Source organism: Symploca atlantica LB2515, assembly GCF_052546295.1.
The window spans coordinates 823,884-841,242 of sequence record NZ_JBQWMT010000001.1 but is presented as its reverse complement, the minus strand read 5'-3'; the positions used below and the strand labels follow the sequence as shown (position 1 = coordinate 841,242).

The window sequence follows — 17,359 nt, the reverse complement described above, 5'->3', positions numbered from 1 at the left end:
ATTCTTATTACCCTTCGCTCCGCTCAAGGGCATGCTTATTACTTATTCGGAGTTACCACGGTGGTGAAACAGTTTTACCGCAATTTGAGACTGCTACTCCTGATGATTTGCCTGATTCTATTTTGGGGATTTTCGTCTTACCAAATCCTCCCTAGACAGGAAGATCCGGAATTAGTCTCGCGCATTGCTGTTGTCAGTACCCGTTTTCCGGGAGCCAGTGCTCAACGAGTAGAAGCGTTGGTGACTGAGATTATTGAAGAAGAAATCTCAGAAATCGAGGAAATTAAGACAATTGAGTCCGATTCCCTGGCGGGGATATCGACAATTCAAATTGAGCTGCAAGATACCGTTAAGAAGGCTGAGACAATTTGGTCGCAAGTCCGCGATGAACTGGCTGATGCTATTGCTCAACTCCCTCAGGGAGCCTTAGAGCCAGAGTTGACAAAAGTGGACATTAGGGCATATGCCATGATTGCCGCTCTTACTTGGGAAGGGGAGAGTAACTCTCTGGCAAACTCTGCACTAGCTAGTAATGCTCTGACTCCTTCGACTTCAGCTAACTATGCCATTTTGCACCGTTTTGCCGAGGAACTTGAAGACCAATTGCGTGCCGTCAATGGGACTGAGCAAGTAGATTTGTTTGGTGATCCGGAAGAAGAGATTCTGGTGGAAGCTAATTCTGCTGAGTTAGCGGCTGTTGGTTTGAGTGTACAACAGCTCTCACAGCAAATTCGCCTCAGTGATGCCAAGGTTAGTGCTGGTCAATTGCATAGCCACGGGAAAAACCTGTCGATTGAGGTAGAAAGCGAACTAAATTCCCTGGAACGGGTGCGTCAGATGCCGATTCAGTCGAGTAACCGGGGGCAGTTTACTCACTTAGGGGATATTGCCCAAGTTACTAAGGGAATTATTGAACCAACTTCTGATGCGGCTCTGGTTCAGGGTAAACCAGCTATTGCCGTGGGCGTATTAATGAAGTCTGGCGGGCGGATTGACCAATGGGCAGGGGTGGTGCGAGAGCAACTGGCAGTATTTAGGGAACAATTGCCCCCAGGGATTGGTTTAAAACTTATTTTTGACCAAAGTCACTATGTTGAAGCTAGGCTCAACAGCCTGATTGCTAACTTACTAATTGGAGGGCTACTAGTTATCGGTGTGACTGTGTTTGCCATGGGTTGGCAGTCTGCTTTGATCATCGGTTCTGCCCTACCCTTGACTACTCTCATGGTTTTGGGACTGATGAGAGTTTTCACTTTGCCCCTGCAACAGATGTCCGTCACGGGATTGATTATTGCCCTGGGTTTGCTGATTGATAATGCGATCGTTATGGTGGATGAAGTCCAGACTCGGCTAAATCAGGGCATCAAACCAGAAACTGCTGTCATCCAGAGCACAAAATACTTAAGAGTTCCCCTGCTGGCTTCCACCCTAACTACAATCTTGGCTTTTATGCCCATTGCCTTATTGCCTGGCCCAGCAGGGGAATTTGTGGGGTCGATTGCGATTACTGTCATCCTAGCTCTGCTGTCTTCCCTGCTGCTTTCTTTAACCGTAATTCCGGCTTTGGCAGGTAGATTATATCGAAAATCAACTGGGAGTTCAGAGTCCACAATTGAGCAAGCATCAGAGAGCAGCTATCATGCAATACTTCCCTTTCTCAAGAGTTGGTGGCAAAAGGGTTTTTCCTCTCCTCGTTTGACTATGATCTATCGCCGCAGCTTGGACGGGGTAATCAAGCGGCCGATAGGGGGAATATTAATTGCTCTTATGATACCTTTACTCGGCTTTCTGCAAGCGGGAACTTTGCAAGAGCAGTTTTTCCCATCGGTAGACCGCGACCAATTCCAAATTGAGTTGGAACTCCCGGCTCAGACTTCCATTGACAAAACTTACTCTGAGGTGGCAACTGTTCGGGAACTACTCTTAGAGCATCCAGAAGTGATTGAGGTTCACTGGTTTGTCGGTGAGAGCGCACCTAAATTCTTTTACAACATTACCGGAAATCGAGAAAATGCGGCCAATTATGGCCAGGCATTGGTACAGCTCAATTCACCGCAAAAAGCCCGTCAGTTGATTCGGAAGTTGCAAGGGGAGTTAGACGAGGCGTTTCCAGAAGCGCAAATCCTGGTGCGGCAGTTGGAACAGGGGCCACCCTTTGAAGCGCCGATTGAGATGCGCCTTTATGGCCCTGACTTGAAACGTCTGCGAGAATTGGGGAATCAAGTTCGGGCAACACTGGCTCAGGTTCCGGATGTTGTCCACACTCGTGCCGATTTGAGTGAGGCTTTACCAAAGTTAGGGTTAAGACTCAACGAAGAAGAGGCACGTTTAGCGGGACTGAACAATACAGCGATCGCTCAGCAGCTTGACGCCAACTTGGAAGGGGTGGTTGGTGGCTCGATCTTAGAAGCAACCGAGGAACTGCCAGTGCGGGTTCGTTTATCTAATGCCAAGCGGGGGAACCTAGAGCAGATTGCCTCGGTTAATCTGCTTCCAGGAACTGCTACTGTTGGTGGTGGTAGTCAGTTTCGACCCTTATCAGCCTTGGGCGACTTTGCCCTTGTCCCAGAATTGGCCAAAATTTCCCGGCGCAATCAGCAACGGGTTAATACGGTGCAGGGATTTATCACGGCGGGAGTACTACCTGCAAAGGTGCTAACGGATTTTCAGCAGCAACTTGAGAGCAGTGGCTTTGAGTTGCCTCCAGGCTATTCCTTTGAGTTTGGCGGTGAGAATGCGGAACGCAATGAAGCTGTGGGTAATCTGATGGCGACTGTGGGTTTACTGGTGGTGTTGATGATTGCCACCTTGGTGCTATCTTTGGCTTCGTTCCGTCTGGCGGCGATTATTTTGGTAGTTGCCGTATGTTCAGTGGGTCTGGCTCTAGCCGCATTATGGCTATTTGACTCTCCGTTAGGATTCATGGCAATTGTCGGTACGATGGGTTTAGTGGGAATTGCCATTAACGATTCAATTGTCGTACTTGTTGCTCTCCAAGAAAACCCCCTTGCTCGTCAAGGAAACCGTAAAGCGGTGCGCGAGGTAGTAGTTCACGCTACCCGCCATGTGCTGACAACGACGGTTACCACCATGGCTGGTTTTGTACCTTTATTGCTTAGCGGCGGTGAATTCTGGCGTCCTTTAGCGATCGCGATCGCTGGTGGGATTGGTGGCTCTACTTTGTTGGCTCTTTACTTAGCACCTTCTGCTTATTTATTACTCATGGGTAAGAAGAAAAAAGCCAATATGCAGCTTAAGTATCTCAGCAGTCACTGAACTTTTAGTTTTCCACTACCTGACGCAATTGCTCAGCTTCTGTCATTGTCTCCTCTGGATCCTCTTCTTGAGAGCGCTGAACGTAGTTGAGCTTTACTTCTTCGAGTAGTTCAGATAACAGCAACTGGAGTTCGCTCTGAGTTGCCTCATCTTGTAATTCGAGGCGTAAAGCTTGCTTAAAATCTTGGGTGAGACGCTCAAAGAGTACCCTACCTTGAGTATCGGAGTAAGAGGTAGCCAGAACTTCATAGGTTGCCTGAGCCAGATAATTAGCTAACTGCTCGGTTGCCTCTTTTGGTAATCCCTTAATTCCTGGCACTTGTTGCAATCCTTGGTAAAGATCTGATTGAGCAAGCGCTCCTTTTAAACTATGGTGCAGCAGAGCTTCCAAATCTGGCTGGACTTGGGGTAGAACTTTATAGATTGCTAGTTGCAGTATGCGATCGGTAATGGCATCAATTTTATTAGTATCGCTTACTTTTACATAGTCCCCTGACTCAAACAATAGACGAGCCGCGTCTTTGCTGTTTATTGCTTCCTGGGTTTGGTTAAGCAATCTGACCATCAAGAATAGAGACACCCTGTCTGCCAAGTAAGCTGCTGGTTCATGGGTAACTTGTGCTAAGATTAGCTCCAAATTAATCAGTCCCGACTGATGCAGCCGCACTGAGACAGGAATAACTCGTAACCAGCGCCAGGTAGGTAGTAAGAGCAAGCCATCGTACCAACGCCGCAGCATGGCATCCCACCAACTGACACCGCTTTTACTAGTGGACATAAAGAAAGTCCTGCTGAAGAACTCCAGGGCAAAAAAGATGATGAAATAGATATCAATTCGCCAAAACTCATCGACCAACTGACCGTTTTCATCCACATACCGGAAGTAGTTTGTCGCCAGCAGTGGTCGAATCTTGCTCTCGAAAAAAGATAGCGCGGCTTCTGGCCCGACTTGGGTCAAGTAATCCTCGCTCCAAAATAGGGCAAACGCTTGCTTGGCTGATTCAGTTTCTAGATGATACTGCATGCGCCGCTTGAGTTTGGCAAAAGTGCCGAACTTGTTAGCGGCCAAAAAAGGATTTTCTGCGATCAGGTCAGCACTTTGTTGACGCACAGAAGCTAGTAACTGCGAAGTTTCCGGGGTCTGTAGTCCTTGGTTAGGCAGTTGCTTGGCTAAGGTATCAACGGTGTTGAGGTAGCGTTTGGTATCGGGGTGAGGTTCAATACCTTTAATTGGGTCATAGAGTGACACAACCGCAGGAAACTGCCGCAGGTAAATGTCTCGTAGTGGGATGTAGCTGAGGTTGAATAGCACCAGCACGAGATTGATTAGGGCAATTACAGCAACTAGTTTTTCCCACCAGCTTCCCTTGGAATGTTTCTGGGAACCCTTATCTTGATTTGGCTTCAAGGTTTGGTTGTTCATTCTTAATTGATGTTAATTAGCTTTAGCTGATGTCAGAATTACTCGTTCCCTTTTAAACCTCTTTCCTCCTGCTCCCTGCCTCCTGAATTCAACGCAGATTGACTACCTGGGAAGGACTCTGATGCTGGCGACGTTTTTGCAAAGCCTGATCAACTAATTTGGCAACCAACCAGGAAACAGAGCGTTCTTCCTCCTGGGCTCATGCTTCGAGTTCCTTTTTCCGCTCGGCAAGAACATAAGCGACCACTCTCTCTAAATCTGTCTTTCCGCCCATTGTAAGTAGCTGCTTTTACTGGTTTTCCTCATACCCAGGATACAAGAATTGACCTGAGCTGTGCCTTGCTGTGCCATGCTATGCTGTGCCATGCTGTGCCAGCAGTAGTAACTGGGGACGAGGGGGATTTTCGCTGGTCAGTTATTTCTGCCACGCTTCACCCTCTTCGCAGTCGGGAAGCTTGATTATTAATTGGTAAACCGTGATGAACCATCAAAATTTACTTTGCTCAATCAAGGAACTTGTGAGCTCAAGTTTCTGGCTGATGGTTGGACTGTAATTACTAAAGACAAAAAACTCTCTGCTCAGTTTGAGCATACCGTTGCTGTAACTAAGGAAGGGGTTGAAATTCTGACTCTCCCCTAAATTGGAGATGCGATCGCACAGACACAAAAGTCTGAAGGGGTGACAAGGAAGCGATCGCCCCTTCTGAACTAAAGAATCAAAAGAAGCTGTTCATAGAAGGTCAGAACCTGAAGGACAGAGATGACATACGTTACAAATGAATGGACAAATTTCCTTTATCGAAAGCCGATGACGTAGAATATGACACTAATACAGACAGCCATCTCTATTGTCTGAAGAGGATATAAGGCGTAGTGCAGGTGAAAGGAGATCGCTGTTGAATTTACTTAACCCTACAGGTAGAGTGAATAGATGCCTTTGCCCCTACATCTAGGGGGTGTTCAATCGGCTTGTGAATAACCGACAATAGGTACATTCGTTCTAGTTAAAAGCATGGTAGAGCAAATCACTCAAGATGTAGAAACAAATGATACTCCAACAGGCAGTATCTTTGCTCGCCATGAAACCTTTCATCCTCGGTTTGGCTGGCTCAAGAAGGGATTTGATCGCGTCTCTAGCGATCCAGAAGTCTTCCTACGAGATGATGCCACTGTGCGATTGGGCATCGGGAAGAACATGGTGCGATCGCTCCGCTATTGGGAATCTGCCTTTAAGTTGCTCAAGGATGACCAGCCGACAGATTTTGGCAAGCGACTACTGGGCAACAACGGTTGGGACTCGTATCTGGAAGATCCAGCATCTCTGTGGCTACTGCATTGGAAGTTATTAGAGCCGCCCTGTTTTGCTACAGCTTGGGATTTTACATTTAACTATTTTCGCCCTGTTGAATTTACCTTTGAGGAGTTGTTTTACCAGCTTTGTGACCATCGCGATCGCCTCATTCCTCGAATCGCCGACTCATCTCTCAAGAAGGATGTAAGTTGCATCCTGAGAATGTACGTTGAGCAACCCTCAAAATCCTCAGTCAGTGAAGAGTCTCTGGATTGCCCCTTCACCCAGTTGGGACTGATTCATACGGCTGGGGATACTCGGCACTACATATTTCGGATTGGGTACAAACCGACGCTCCCTCCTGAAGTGATTGTTTATGCCTGCCTACACCATACCTATCGCTTCAGTTCTACAGCTCGCCGAATTCCACTTGCCAAGTTGCTCTATGACACAGGAAGTCCGGGACTAGTATTTAGGCTGACAGAAAGTGCAATTTGTGAGGCGATTGAGCGGGTAGCTCGAACATTTAAACAGCTTAGTATTCCCGATGCGGCGGGGAAGCTGGAATTCTCCTTTGAGGACGAGCCACTAGAACTGGCAGAAGCTATTCTAAACAAGTACTACCAGACAGCGTAAAGGAGAGGACGTGAAAGGCAAACAGCTATCTGCCTATTTTGAGCTGCATCGTCGCTACTATCGCTCGGTTAACCTAGAGCGGGATTTTGATAGACCTGATGCAGTTCAAGGCTACGTCCCTACGGAGCGCTCGACGGATGCCTTACGACGCATCTTATCTGCATTGAATCATCCCAATCGTCACCGTGCCTGGACAATGACCGGGGTTTACGGGACAGGGAAATCAGCATTTGCTCACTATTTAGCGTGTCTATGCGCGCCAGAAAACAGCCAAGTCCGACAGGTAGCACTGGAAATTGCTCGCCGCTCTTTTGAGGCAAACAGTTCCGAAGTAGCAGCTATGGAGGAAAGCCTACCTAAGCAGGGGCTATTCAGAGCAGTTGCTACGAGTCAAAGAGAGCCACTGTGTTGGACAATTGCCCGTGCCTTAGCCAATGGTGCAGGACAGTTTTGGCATGGCAAGCGTAAACCGGAAGCAGTGCGTGAGTTAACCGACTGGGCAGTTGAGATCGAAGATGGCAGCGCTCAGATTACTAACCAACAGGTTTTAACTGTTTTGCGGAACATTGTCAAAGCCGCAAAAGTCAACGTTCTGTTGATTATTGATGAATTGGGGAAGAACCTAGAGTATGCTGCCCGACACCAAGGAATGGAAGATCTTTACCTGTTGCAGCAAATTGCTGAGCTTCGGTTGAAGGAAGACAACCAAGTTTACTTCCTGGGGCTTCTGCACCAATCCTTTGCTGGATATAGTGAGCGATTAGCGGCTGTTGAGCAAAGTGAATGGTCCAAGATTGAAGGACGATTTGAGAGTATTCCCTTCACTGAGTCGCCTAGCCAGATGACGCGCCTGATTGGACAGGCAATTGATCGAACCCAGGCAGATCCGATTTTGCATACCATTCACGATCGCGCTCAAGGCTGGTTTAATGTTCTCCAATCGGTTCTAACGGAAAACGAGATTTCTCAGAATGTTCTGGCAGATGCTTATCCTTTACATCCGATCGCTGCCTTGGTGCTGCCGATGCTGTGTACTCGCTATGCCCAGAACGATCGCTCTCTGTTCACATTTTTAACCAGTGATGAGACGTATGCCTTCCCACAATTCCTGAAGTCGGAAACGATTCAGGGGGATGACATCCCGACACTAAAACTGTACCAGATCTATGACTACTTTGTGGAGTCGGTAACGGGTTTAGCGTCTCGAATCAATCTACAACGGTGGGTTGAAATCCAGGGATTGATTCAGGATGCTAGAGATCGCAACCCTGATGTACTCAAGGTTCTGAAAACGATTGGCATCTTGAACTTGGTCACGTCTACAGGTGTTCTGCGAGCCACGCCTCAGTTTGTAACGTTGGCACTGTGTAACCGAGCAGATGACGAGACGGAACACAAGCACTGGCAAGACATCATTAAAAAACTTCAGCAGAATGGGCTGATTACATACCGAAGCCAGCTTGATGAGTTACGGATTTGGGAAGGTTCGGATTTTAACGTTGAAGCAGCTATCTACTCGTTTATCGAGAAGGAGCGAACGCCTCTGGCTGAATTACTCTCAGCAATTCGCCCCCTGAAGCCACTGGTAGCTGAGCGTCACTACACGACGACAGGGACATTGCGTTACTTTGAGCAGCGCTATGTAAATAGCTTGACCAATTTGGCAGAGTTACGGTGTTCAATGGCAAGCTTAGACGGACTGATTGTCTACTGGATGGATGCTCAGTTACCCGATCGGATTCCCGCGCACACAGTAGATGGCAAACCATTGATTGTGGTTAGCACTTCCAAATTAGATGTGCTAGGAAGTCGGGCACAGGAATTTCAAGCCCTGAACACGATCCAAAAGAAAGCACCAGAGCTACAGACTGATGGTGTAGCACGTCGAGAAGTGCGGCAACGTCTGGTAGAGGCAGAACGGCTTTTGAGTGAGACACTGATCCAAGCCTTCGACTGGTTAGAGGGGCAAAATACCTGCTGGATTGAAGGTCAACAAGAAGAGATTAGACACGCTAGGGTATTTCAGTCAAAGCTGTCAGATGTGTGCGATTGCACCTATCAGCAAACCTTAATTCTCGACAATGAATTCATTAATCGACGGGAACTGACCTCACAAGGTGCTAAAGCTCGACGAGTACTGATTGAGGCGATGTTGGAGCATGGGAACCAGGAACGTCTAGCCTTAGAAGGCTACGGTCCAGAAGTTGCCATCTATTACTCTCTCCTAGAGGCAACCGGGATTCATCGGCAGGAGGATGGGGAGTGGGGTTTCTATCCGCCGTGTCAAGTTAAAAATTAAGCTTGTATTCCATTCCAGGGATTGAAAATCGAGAAGTAATTTTTCTAAATTTTATTTTTGAATCAGCATTCATATTTATAAAAGGTTGATTATTTTTATTTCTTAAAATCTTGCCATTAAGACCGAATCGAGATTTAAGTAAAGTAACAATAAATTTAACTTCATCATCAGAAAAAGCCATTGTATAGAATCTAATACTGTTATTAGAACATCCATCATCACAAAACCAAATTATTAGAGCAAATTCAGTTAAATATTGTGATACAAAATTTGGAGGAACAACCTTTTTTTTACAATACCACTCTAAGTGAAATTCTGTAAAAATTGGATGTACTTTAGTTTTTAGCCACCAGCCTTGATATTGCTTTCCTGTTTTTGTATGCGGTGAAGATAAGCGTTCATTAAAAGTACAGGAAAAATATCTGCTTAAAAATTGATACTTCCATTCTAAATATTTTTGATTGCTGCCACCTTCAGCATAACGAGCATTACGTTTATTCGAGCCTTTTTCAACATAACCGTCTCCCAATAAACATCCTGTTAAAAACTCATACAATTCTCGATCTGGCTCTTTTCCTAGATAGGTTAAATAATTTGATTGTGTTAATGCTCCTTGTCCTCTTGTCTGCTTCATTCGAGAATTGAGAGTAGGTAAATCTGGATAAAGATTTTTGTATTCTTTGACAGTCAGACCATGCGTTTTCAAATGGCTGTGATGAATCATTTCAAATTCTTGATTACACACTGCACAACTCACCATATCAACGCCTTGTAGCTGGAGTTGCTTAATTCGATTACTTTGGCGACGTTGCTCAACTTTGGCAGAATAACGCTTTTGATAAGCTGCTTGGCATTCAGCATTACCACAAGTATGACGGCAAGCTTGGTGAGCATAACCAGGTTCTACCCTTTGTCCACAAACTACGCAATGAAATGGTTGCCGCATGATTTATACCCTATTCCTATTTTATTATCATAAATGTTAACAAAATTGAGTAAATTTATTAACTTATAAGCTAACAAAAGGTCTACCTGCTCTGCCATAATTGAAATTATGGGAAAAGCAGGTCAAGCACTCAGACAAGTATTAGAGTCTTACAAGATCAGCCAAAGCGCACTTGCTACAGGGTTGGGTGTTGAACGTCCGATTGTCTTCCGTTGGTTTCACGAACGCACAGATCCTACTGCTCAAACCGTTAGTGAGATTGTCCAAGCCTTACATAAGATCAACCCGTCTGCTGCAAAAGACTTTGTTCAAGCCTACTTAGGCGATTTGACACAAACTCTGCACAAAGCTTCAGCTCAAGAGCTACCCCCATCAGATTTGGTCAATGTTTCGGTGTTATCTCAAATTTTTGATAACACCACCAACTCTTACAAATATCTTTTTTTTCTGTCCCTATTAGACATCATTAAAAGAAGGCAATTTGATATTTTATCACCTATTAGCTTTAAAGAAATAACTGTAGAGATGCTAGCTAACGCTTGGTATCCTCACAATTACTTTAAACTTGCTTTTGGGACACAAGATCAGATTGCTAATAAATTAAATTCTCTTAATCCAGAAATCACTGAGCCAATATTAAAGTTTAGAGATACAGATAAAAAACTGTTAAGAAAATCCATTCAATCTCAAAACCTTGATGACATTATTGCTTTTATAAGCAGATATGTCCCATTCCGTCTTATTCGTCCTTTTTTTGCTCAAAAGACTAAGGGGTTACTAGACGCTAAAGTAAATCAAGCCCTAATTGAGCTTGCTAACCATGAATTTGAAGTAACGAAACCTATCTATCACTTGGACTCAGAATATTTAAAAGATTGTAAATCTATTGTTTTACATCAAGACTGGGTAGAATATATTGCTGAAAACTATCCAATCGTTAGGGGATGGGTATCTTGGGAATGGCTTCAATATATGCAGGAAAGAAATCCTAATATCCCTAATGTGGCCAACAAAATATTTATGCCGCAGCAAAGAGGATCTTTATCAAAACAGACAAAATATTGGCAAATTATTTTAGAAAATCAGGAGATTAAATGTATTTACTCAAAACTTCAATTAAGCAAGCAAGGAATATCGTTAGATCATTATTTGCCCTGGTCATTTGTGGCGCATGATCAGTTATGGAATTTAATACCAACATTTCCAGAAGTGAATTCTGCTAAATCAAACAACATACCATCGAATGAGTATTTTGATGATTTTGTAAGACTCCAACATTTGGGTTTAAATGTTTCATATCAAAAATTGCCTGTGTCTAAATGGTATAAATATGTTGACAGTTACATCAATGAATTAAAATTAAACAATGTTCAAGATTTACTTGATTTACAGAAGTTAAGAAGTTCTTATGAAGCTACTCTTAAACCCTTAGTATCTTTAGCAACGATCCAGGGCTTTATGCCAGGTTGGTTTTATAAGTTAGCGTAACCTTTGGAGCATTTTAAAATAGAGCATTTTCATATCCAATTGGAAACTGAGACAAATCGCACCTAATCCTCACGACATCGTTCCCGCCCATCTCGCAGTACAGGCAATGCGCGATAACGGCTATAAAAACGCCGCCTACGCGATCGCTGAACTGATGGATAACTCGATCCAGGCTGGTGCCACTCAGGTTGAATTGCTCTGTGCTGAGAGGAAAGAGCAAGTTAATTCTAGACAGCGATCGCGTATCTATCAAGTCGCCGTCCTCGACAACGGCAGCGGCATGGATACAACCGTGTTGCGGATGGCATTGCAGTTTGGAAACGGTACTCATCTTAACGAGACAGATGAACGTCGAGGAATTGGACGCTTTGGTATGGGATTGCCCTCTTCATCAATTTCCCAATGCCAGCGCGTTGAAGTCTGGTCGTGGCAAGAGGGCGTAGAAAATGCCCTCTACAGTTACCTCGACCTCAATGAAATTCGTCAAAAGCGAATGACTGAAGTGCCTGATCCGCAGCCGAAACCAGTTCCTAGCCTCTGGCAGAGGGTTGGTCAATCCTTTGGGAACAGCGGCACCCTAGTCGTTTGGTCAGATATTGATCGCTGCATTTGGAAAACAAGTAGCTCCATTATCGACAATTCCGAACTGCTCATTGGCAGAATGTATCGGAAATTCTTAGATAGCGGTGAAGTGGAGATTCGGATGCTTGCCTTTGATGTTGATGCTCTAATTCCCATCGGTAACGAACGAAAAGCTCTTCCGAACGACCCCGGTTATCTGATGGCAAAAACTTCTTGCCCTAAACCCTTTGACAACACCCCCATGTTCCAACCTTGGGAAAGTGAGGATAAGTACGAAGCAATCTTCACAATTGACTTTCGGGGCAAGTCTCACGAAGTCAAAGTTCGCTACTCCTATGCCAAAGAAGAAGCTAGATTAACTGATAAACCTGGTGTCAATCCAGGCGACCAGCTATACGGTAAACACGCTGGCAAAAACATCGGTATTTCCCTTATGCGAGCAGGTCGCGAATTAGAACTAGATCAAGAATTAGTCATTAAATACGATCCAACGGAACGTTGGTGGGGAGTTGAGATTGAATTTCCCCCAAGTCTAGACGATCTGTTCGGTGTAACTAACAACAAACAAACAGCACGGAACTTCACTGAAATTGCCAAGTTAGATATCGAATCTCTCCTCCAGAATGGTAAAACTATCAATCAACTCAAAGAGGAATTAAAAGAAGATGAAGATCCGAAAGGGCCTCTACTCGAACTTCTGCAAAAGGTAGATGCTCAACTTAAAATTATCCGTCGCTTACTGAAGGCTCAGACGAAAGGCACTCGCAACACTGAAAAGCGTCATCAAGAGCATATTCCTGAAAAAGTAGCGACTGTTGTAACACAAGAGCGCAAACAGGAAGGGCATAAAGGAGGAAGCGATAAAGACGAATCGCTACCCAGAGAAAAGCGTCAGGAAGTTATTGAAAAAACTTTGGTCGAGCAGGGAGTAGCTGAAACCACAGCAAAAGAACTTGCAGCAACTACTATCGATGACGGACTCAAGTACACCTTTGCCCAAGCTGATCTAGAATCTGCTGCCTTCTTTTCCGTGAAACCAAGAGGCGGTGCCATTATTGTCACACTCAATACTAGCCATCCTGCTTATAAAAATTTGGTAGAGGTCTTGGAAGAAGAAGTAGAAGGCGTTGATGTAGAGACCTTGCGCGAACGCCTGACCAACTCTCTGGAAGGCTTAAAATTACTCCTGATGGCATGGGCTCGTTACGAGGACGAACAGCCAGATGGGAAAAGAAAGCAAGCTGCCCAAGATGTCCGCGTGGACTGGGGACGAATTGCTCGACAATTTCTAGAGCGTGAAGAATAACTGAAGCCAATTGTGATTTCACCAGGAACTCAGTTAGAAAAGCTTTGTGCAGAAGCGTGCGATGAGGTTGTACTTGTCGCACCTTTTGTCAAGGCTTTTGTATTAAAGGAACTTTTAGCCAAGATATCTACTGACATAACTGTACGATGTGTTACGCGATGGCAGCCTGAAGAAATCTTAAGGGGTGTGAGCGATCTTGAAGTATGGTCTTTAATCAAGAAACGTCCTGGCTCATCACTTTTGCTCCGAGGTGACTTACATGCCAAGTTTTACCGCGCTGATGAAAAATGTCTTGTAGGTTCGGCTAACTTAACAGCTAAGGCATTAGGCTGGTCAAATTCACCCAACCTCGAACTCCTAGTGCCATTAACAGCTAGCGAACCAACTCTTAAGACATTTGAGGCACAGTTGTTCAGCGGTTGCGTTCAAGTTAATGAGAGTTTATTCGAGCAAATGTCAGCAACAGTACAACTGCTAGCAGAAAAATATCCTGACTTATCGCCCTTTGTTTCTGACACTCCAGATGCTTCACAAGAAGAAACATCTCCTTCCGTCGAGCAAGTTCCAGTTGAAGCTTGGCTTCCAACCCTGCGGAATCCAGAGGATTTGTATCTAGCTTATTCTGGACAACAGGAAAAGCAAACCACAGCAGCACGCGAAGCAGCTACTTCCGACTTGCGATCGCTACCCACTATACCCAACCTTGCGAAAACAGCATTTGAAGCCTGTATTGGCGCTCTCCTACTCCAAAAACCTATTGTTCAACAAATAGACGCATTTGTTGAGACTCCACAGCGATTTGGTGCTGTACGAGATTTACTTGCCTCTCTACCTTGTGCCAGTCTGTCTAATTTTGATGCTGACCGAGCATGGCAGACTTTGATGCGCTGGCTACTTCATTTTCTGCCTCATCGCTATGCTTTATCAGTGCCAAATTACTCAGAAATTTTCTATCGAGTCAAAACTGAGAGATGATCGAACAGGATCAGATCAGCAAAGTATGGCTACTGAAGCACCAAAAAATCGTCCCATCTATCTCGACTATCACGCCACTACCCCGACCGATCCAAGAGTGGCAAACCAGATGCTACATCATATGACAACAGCATTCGGTAATGCCAGCAGCATTGACCATAATTATGGTGACGAAGCTGAAAAAGCCGTCAAACAAGCTGCTAAACAGGTGGGTGAGATAGTTGGAGCTTCACCGAGAGAAATCGTTTGGACATCGGGTGCAACCGAGAGCATTAACCTGGCAATTCAAGGTAGTCTTTCTCCCAACCCTGGAAAACCTCACCGGATTGCGCTGCTGCCACTCGAACACAAAGCCGTTCTCGACACCTGCCAAATCCTAGAGAAACGCGGCTGGGCAAAACTGACTTACCTCCAAGTCGATTCCAGAGGAAGACTCAACCTCAACCATCTAGAACAAGTTTGTGCTGAGGGACTCTCCCTCGTTTGTGTTATGGCAGCCAACAACGAGATTGGCAATATTTATCCAGTTGAGGCGATCGCTCAGATTGCTCAACGCTATGGTATTCCATTCCTGTGTGACGCCTCCCAAGCGGTAGGAAAAATCCCGATAAACTTTGAAGAGTGGGGAATCACTTACCTAGCCATCTCTGCCCACAAACTCTATGGTCCCAAAGGTTGTGGCGCATTAGTCGTCAAGAAAGGACATCACCTAGAACCAATCATATTTGGTGGTGGTCATCAGAAAAGAATGAGGTCTGGAACCCTTGACGTTCCTGGTATTGTTGGCTTAGGGGAAGCCTGCCGCCTGCGTCAACTGGAAATCAAAGAAGATGAGAAAGCGATCGCATCTAAGCGTGACAGGCTTCAAAACCTACTGCTAGATAAAATTCCTGGCTTAGTCATCAATGGAGATACTACCTCCCGCCTTGCGGGCAATCTCCACATATCAATCCCCGATATTCCTAACAGTGCAGTTATTGCCAGAGTACGCTCTAAACTCGCTATCTCCACTGGTTCTGCCTGCTCATCAGGTGTAGAAAGTCCTTCCCATGTTCTGCAAGCCCTCAATTTACCCTCTGAGGTAATAGAAGGAGCATTACGTATTGGTCTTGGCAAATTTACCACGGATGAAGAAATAGAGCGAGCAGCGGAAATTCTCTCAACTGCTGTTAGCAAGACTCGCCAAGCTATAGTTACTTGAACCTCAATTTCCCCTTCTAATAGAAATAGGACTTACGCATCTTCTGCTTGAACACACATTTTAGTAGGGGCAGTTCAGGGCTTTCCTGACATATGGATGTATGTCGTAGCTAGTTACGTAAATCCTAAGAATCTCAACGGACATAGACAAGCGTAATAATCTCTTTGGAAAACGGCTCACTGATGGGTACAACGTGATTTAAGCTGTGTGTGCCAGTTAGTTTCCCACTTTATTCTCCAGTTTCCAAGTTTATTCCCGTTAAGCAGTAATCAAAATAGTGAACTCACTTCAAACGACCTGACCTCAGGATACTTATCACTAACCATAAACCGAGAAAACTTGCCGTAGCAAATAAAACGTTACTAATAAGAAGTAACTGACTAGTTTGTGCGTTGGCAGAAATAATCGCCGCACCAATAATCAATGAACCAACGACAATGCTAAACGAAAGACGGTTGGCAGAATCATCTAAACTACGCCTTAGAGGATCTAAGTCTTTAATTGTTAAATTCCACTTTAAAGTTTCGGAAGTAACTCGATCTAAAAGTAACTCTAGTTGACGCGGTGATTGTAGAGAAAGACTCTTGAGATCAAGTACGGTTCTCAGTAAAGTTGGTAAGGGGTTATCTCCGAATAACTGACGTCGGAATAAATCAGTAATCAGAGGCTTGATTTGGTCTAAAAGATTAATTTCTGGGTCAAAACTACGGGAAACTCCCTCCAAATTGGCTAAGGTTTTTGCGTATAAACCCATATTACTGGGCAAGCGAACTTTGTTGTTGCGGGAGATTTGTAGCACTTCATAAAATACCTCGCTAAAGTTGATTTGCGATAAGCTGAGGTTGTAATATTTGCGCAACATGCGATCGTAGTCATTTTCTAGTCGCGATAAACTTACAGGCTGACCAGACTCAGATAGATCTAGGGTCAACTGTGCACATCTTTGGGCGTCTATGTCTACAATCGCCAGTAACATTTCCGTTAAAATCTGCTGTGTGCGCGGATCTAAGCGACCCACCATCCCACAGTCTAAGATAGCAACGCGACCATCTTTGAGGTAAAACAAATTACCTGGATGAGGATCAGCATGGAAAAAACCGTCGATATAAATCTGCTGAAAAAAGGCGCGAAATAGTAGAGTGGTAATTTCTCGGCGCTGAGTTTCAGTATCTTTCCCGTCACGTTTTTCAGGTAACTCCGCTTCTAGTAATGGCACACCGTCTAGCCATTCCATTACCATCAGTTTTTTGTTGGTCAACTCCCAGTAAATTGTTGGTACTACTAAATGTTCTGGGTTAAACCAGCGACTCGCAGATAAGTTACGTCGCAATTGTTCTGCGTAATTGGCTTCGCTAGTAAAGTCTAACTCGGCCTGCAAGGCAGTGATAAATTCCTCAGCCAAGGCAACAACATCGTATTCTTTGCCAAATTCAGTGCGAGATACTAACTCTGCTAAACTCCTAATTAAAGAAATATCCTGAGCGATAATTTTATCAATCCCTGGACGCTGCACTTTAACCGCCACTTCCTGACCATTCTTTAAGGTGGCTTTGTGAATTTGAGCAATGGAAGCAGCCGCAACAGCTTGAGGATTAATGCTGTCGAAAGTTTCTTCTAAAGGCTGTTTTAGTTGTTGCCTAATCTGAACTTCTACCTCACTCCAGGCGACGGGTGGCACCCTAGTTTGTAAGTCAGTAAGGGTTTCAACGTATGCCTTTGGTAATATGTCTGGGCGGGTAGAAAGTAGCTGTCCTAGTTTGACGTAGACTGGTCCTAAATCTACAAGAATATTACGGAGAACTGCAGGGGTAGGAAGTTGTGGTTCGTCGGTTTTGCCACCTGTCAGGAGTCCTCGCATGTAGTCCCAGCCATTGCTGAAGACGACTTCAATAATTTCACGTTGTCGGGAACTAGTTTGAGTTAAAGATAACATCTA

10 protein-coding genes and 2 pseudogenes are annotated in these 17,359 nt (G+C 44.9%); 8 read left to right on the top strand and 4 right to left on the bottom strand.

Annotated elements, in window-relative coordinates; all coding sequences use genetic code 11:
• Window positions 1-60: 60 nt before the first annotated feature.
• On the top strand, window positions 61-3,276 hold the full coding sequence (locus ACT7WV_RS03630; protein WP_445101587.1) for an efflux RND transporter permease subunit: 3,216 nt from the start codon (window positions 61-63) through the stop codon (window positions 3,274-3,276).
• Window positions 3,277-3,280: 4 nt separating this feature from the next.
• Here ACT7WV_RS03630 and ACT7WV_RS03625 read toward each other — a convergent pair whose 3' ends face one another.
• Complete coding sequence (locus tag ACT7WV_RS03625) at window positions 3,281-4,699, bottom strand: hypothetical protein (RefSeq protein ID WP_445101586.1); 1,419 nt, start codon at window positions 4,697-4,699, stop codon at window positions 3,281-3,283.
• Window positions 4,700-4,787: 88 nt separating this feature from the next.
• Window positions 4,788-4,892, bottom strand: a pseudogene (locus ACT7WV_RS03620) (ribbon-helix-helix domain-containing protein); the annotation flags it as partial.
• A 306-nt stretch (window positions 4,893-5,198) separates the two neighbouring features.
• On the opposite strand from ACT7WV_RS03620, the pseudogene ACT7WV_RS03615 reads away from it, so the two are divergent.
• The 3 genes and pseudogenes from ACT7WV_RS03615 to ACT7WV_RS03605 all read left to right on the top strand — a co-directional run.
• A pseudogene (locus ACT7WV_RS03615) lies at window positions 5,199-5,339 on the top strand (type I methionyl aminopeptidase); the annotation flags it as partial.
• 372 nt (window positions 5,340-5,711) lie between these two features.
• The gene (locus ACT7WV_RS03610; protein WP_445101584.1) at window positions 5,712-6,626 is read left to right on the top strand and encodes a DUF4007 family protein; all 915 of its coding nucleotides are present in this window, start codon (window positions 5,712-5,714) and stop codon (window positions 6,624-6,626) included.
• A 10-nt stretch (window positions 6,627-6,636) separates the two neighbouring features.
• Window positions 6,637-8,925, top strand: a complete 2,289-nt coding sequence (locus ACT7WV_RS03605; protein WP_445101583.1) for a hypothetical protein — start codon at window positions 6,637-6,639, stop codon at window positions 8,923-8,925.
• Here ACT7WV_RS03605 and ACT7WV_RS03600 read toward each other — a convergent pair.
• The gene (locus ACT7WV_RS03600; protein WP_445101582.1) at window positions 8,915-9,871 is read right to left on the bottom strand and encodes an LAGLIDADG endonuclease; all 957 of its coding nucleotides are present in this window, start codon (window positions 9,869-9,871) and stop codon (window positions 8,915-8,917) included. The genes ACT7WV_RS03605 and ACT7WV_RS03600 overlap by 11 nt on opposite strands.
• A gap of 108 nt (window positions 9,872-9,979) precedes the next feature.
• Between ACT7WV_RS03600 and ACT7WV_RS03595 the strand changes: the two genes are divergently transcribed.
• The 4 genes from ACT7WV_RS03595 to ACT7WV_RS03580 all read left to right on the top strand — a co-directional run bounded on the left by ACT7WV_RS03595 (window position 9,980) and on the right by ACT7WV_RS03580 (window position 15,423).
• The gene (locus ACT7WV_RS03595) at window positions 9,980-11,359 is read left to right on the top strand and encodes an HNH endonuclease domain-containing protein (RefSeq protein WP_445101581.1); all 1,380 of its coding nucleotides are present in this window, start codon (window positions 9,980-9,982) and stop codon (window positions 11,357-11,359) included.
• Between the two features lie 106 nt (window positions 11,360-11,465).
• Window positions 11,466-13,247: an ATP-binding protein gene (locus tag ACT7WV_RS03590; protein ID WP_445101580.1), complete on the top strand. Its 1,782-nt coding sequence runs from the start codon at window positions 11,466-11,468 to the stop codon at window positions 13,245-13,247.
• Between the two features lie 12 nt (window positions 13,248-13,259).
• Complete coding sequence (locus ACT7WV_RS03585; RefSeq protein ID WP_445101579.1) at window positions 13,260-14,222, top strand: phospholipase D family protein; 963 nt, start codon at window positions 13,260-13,262, stop codon at window positions 14,220-14,222.
• Window positions 14,223-14,247: 25 nt separating this feature from the next.
• On the top strand, window positions 14,248-15,423 hold the full coding sequence (locus tag ACT7WV_RS03580) for a cysteine desulfurase family protein (protein ID WP_445101578.1): 1,176 nt from the start codon (window positions 14,248-14,250) through the stop codon (window positions 15,421-15,423).
• 283 nt (window positions 15,424-15,706) lie between these two features.
• On the opposite strand, the gene ACT7WV_RS03575 is transcribed toward ACT7WV_RS03580, so the two are convergent.
• Window positions 15,707-17,356 carry an ABC1 kinase family protein gene (locus tag ACT7WV_RS03575; protein ID WP_445101577.1) on the bottom strand — a complete coding sequence of 550 codons (1,650 nt, stop codon included), beginning with the start codon at window positions 17,354-17,356 and terminating at the stop codon, window positions 15,707-15,709.
• Window positions 17,357-17,359: the final 3 nt, after the last annotated feature.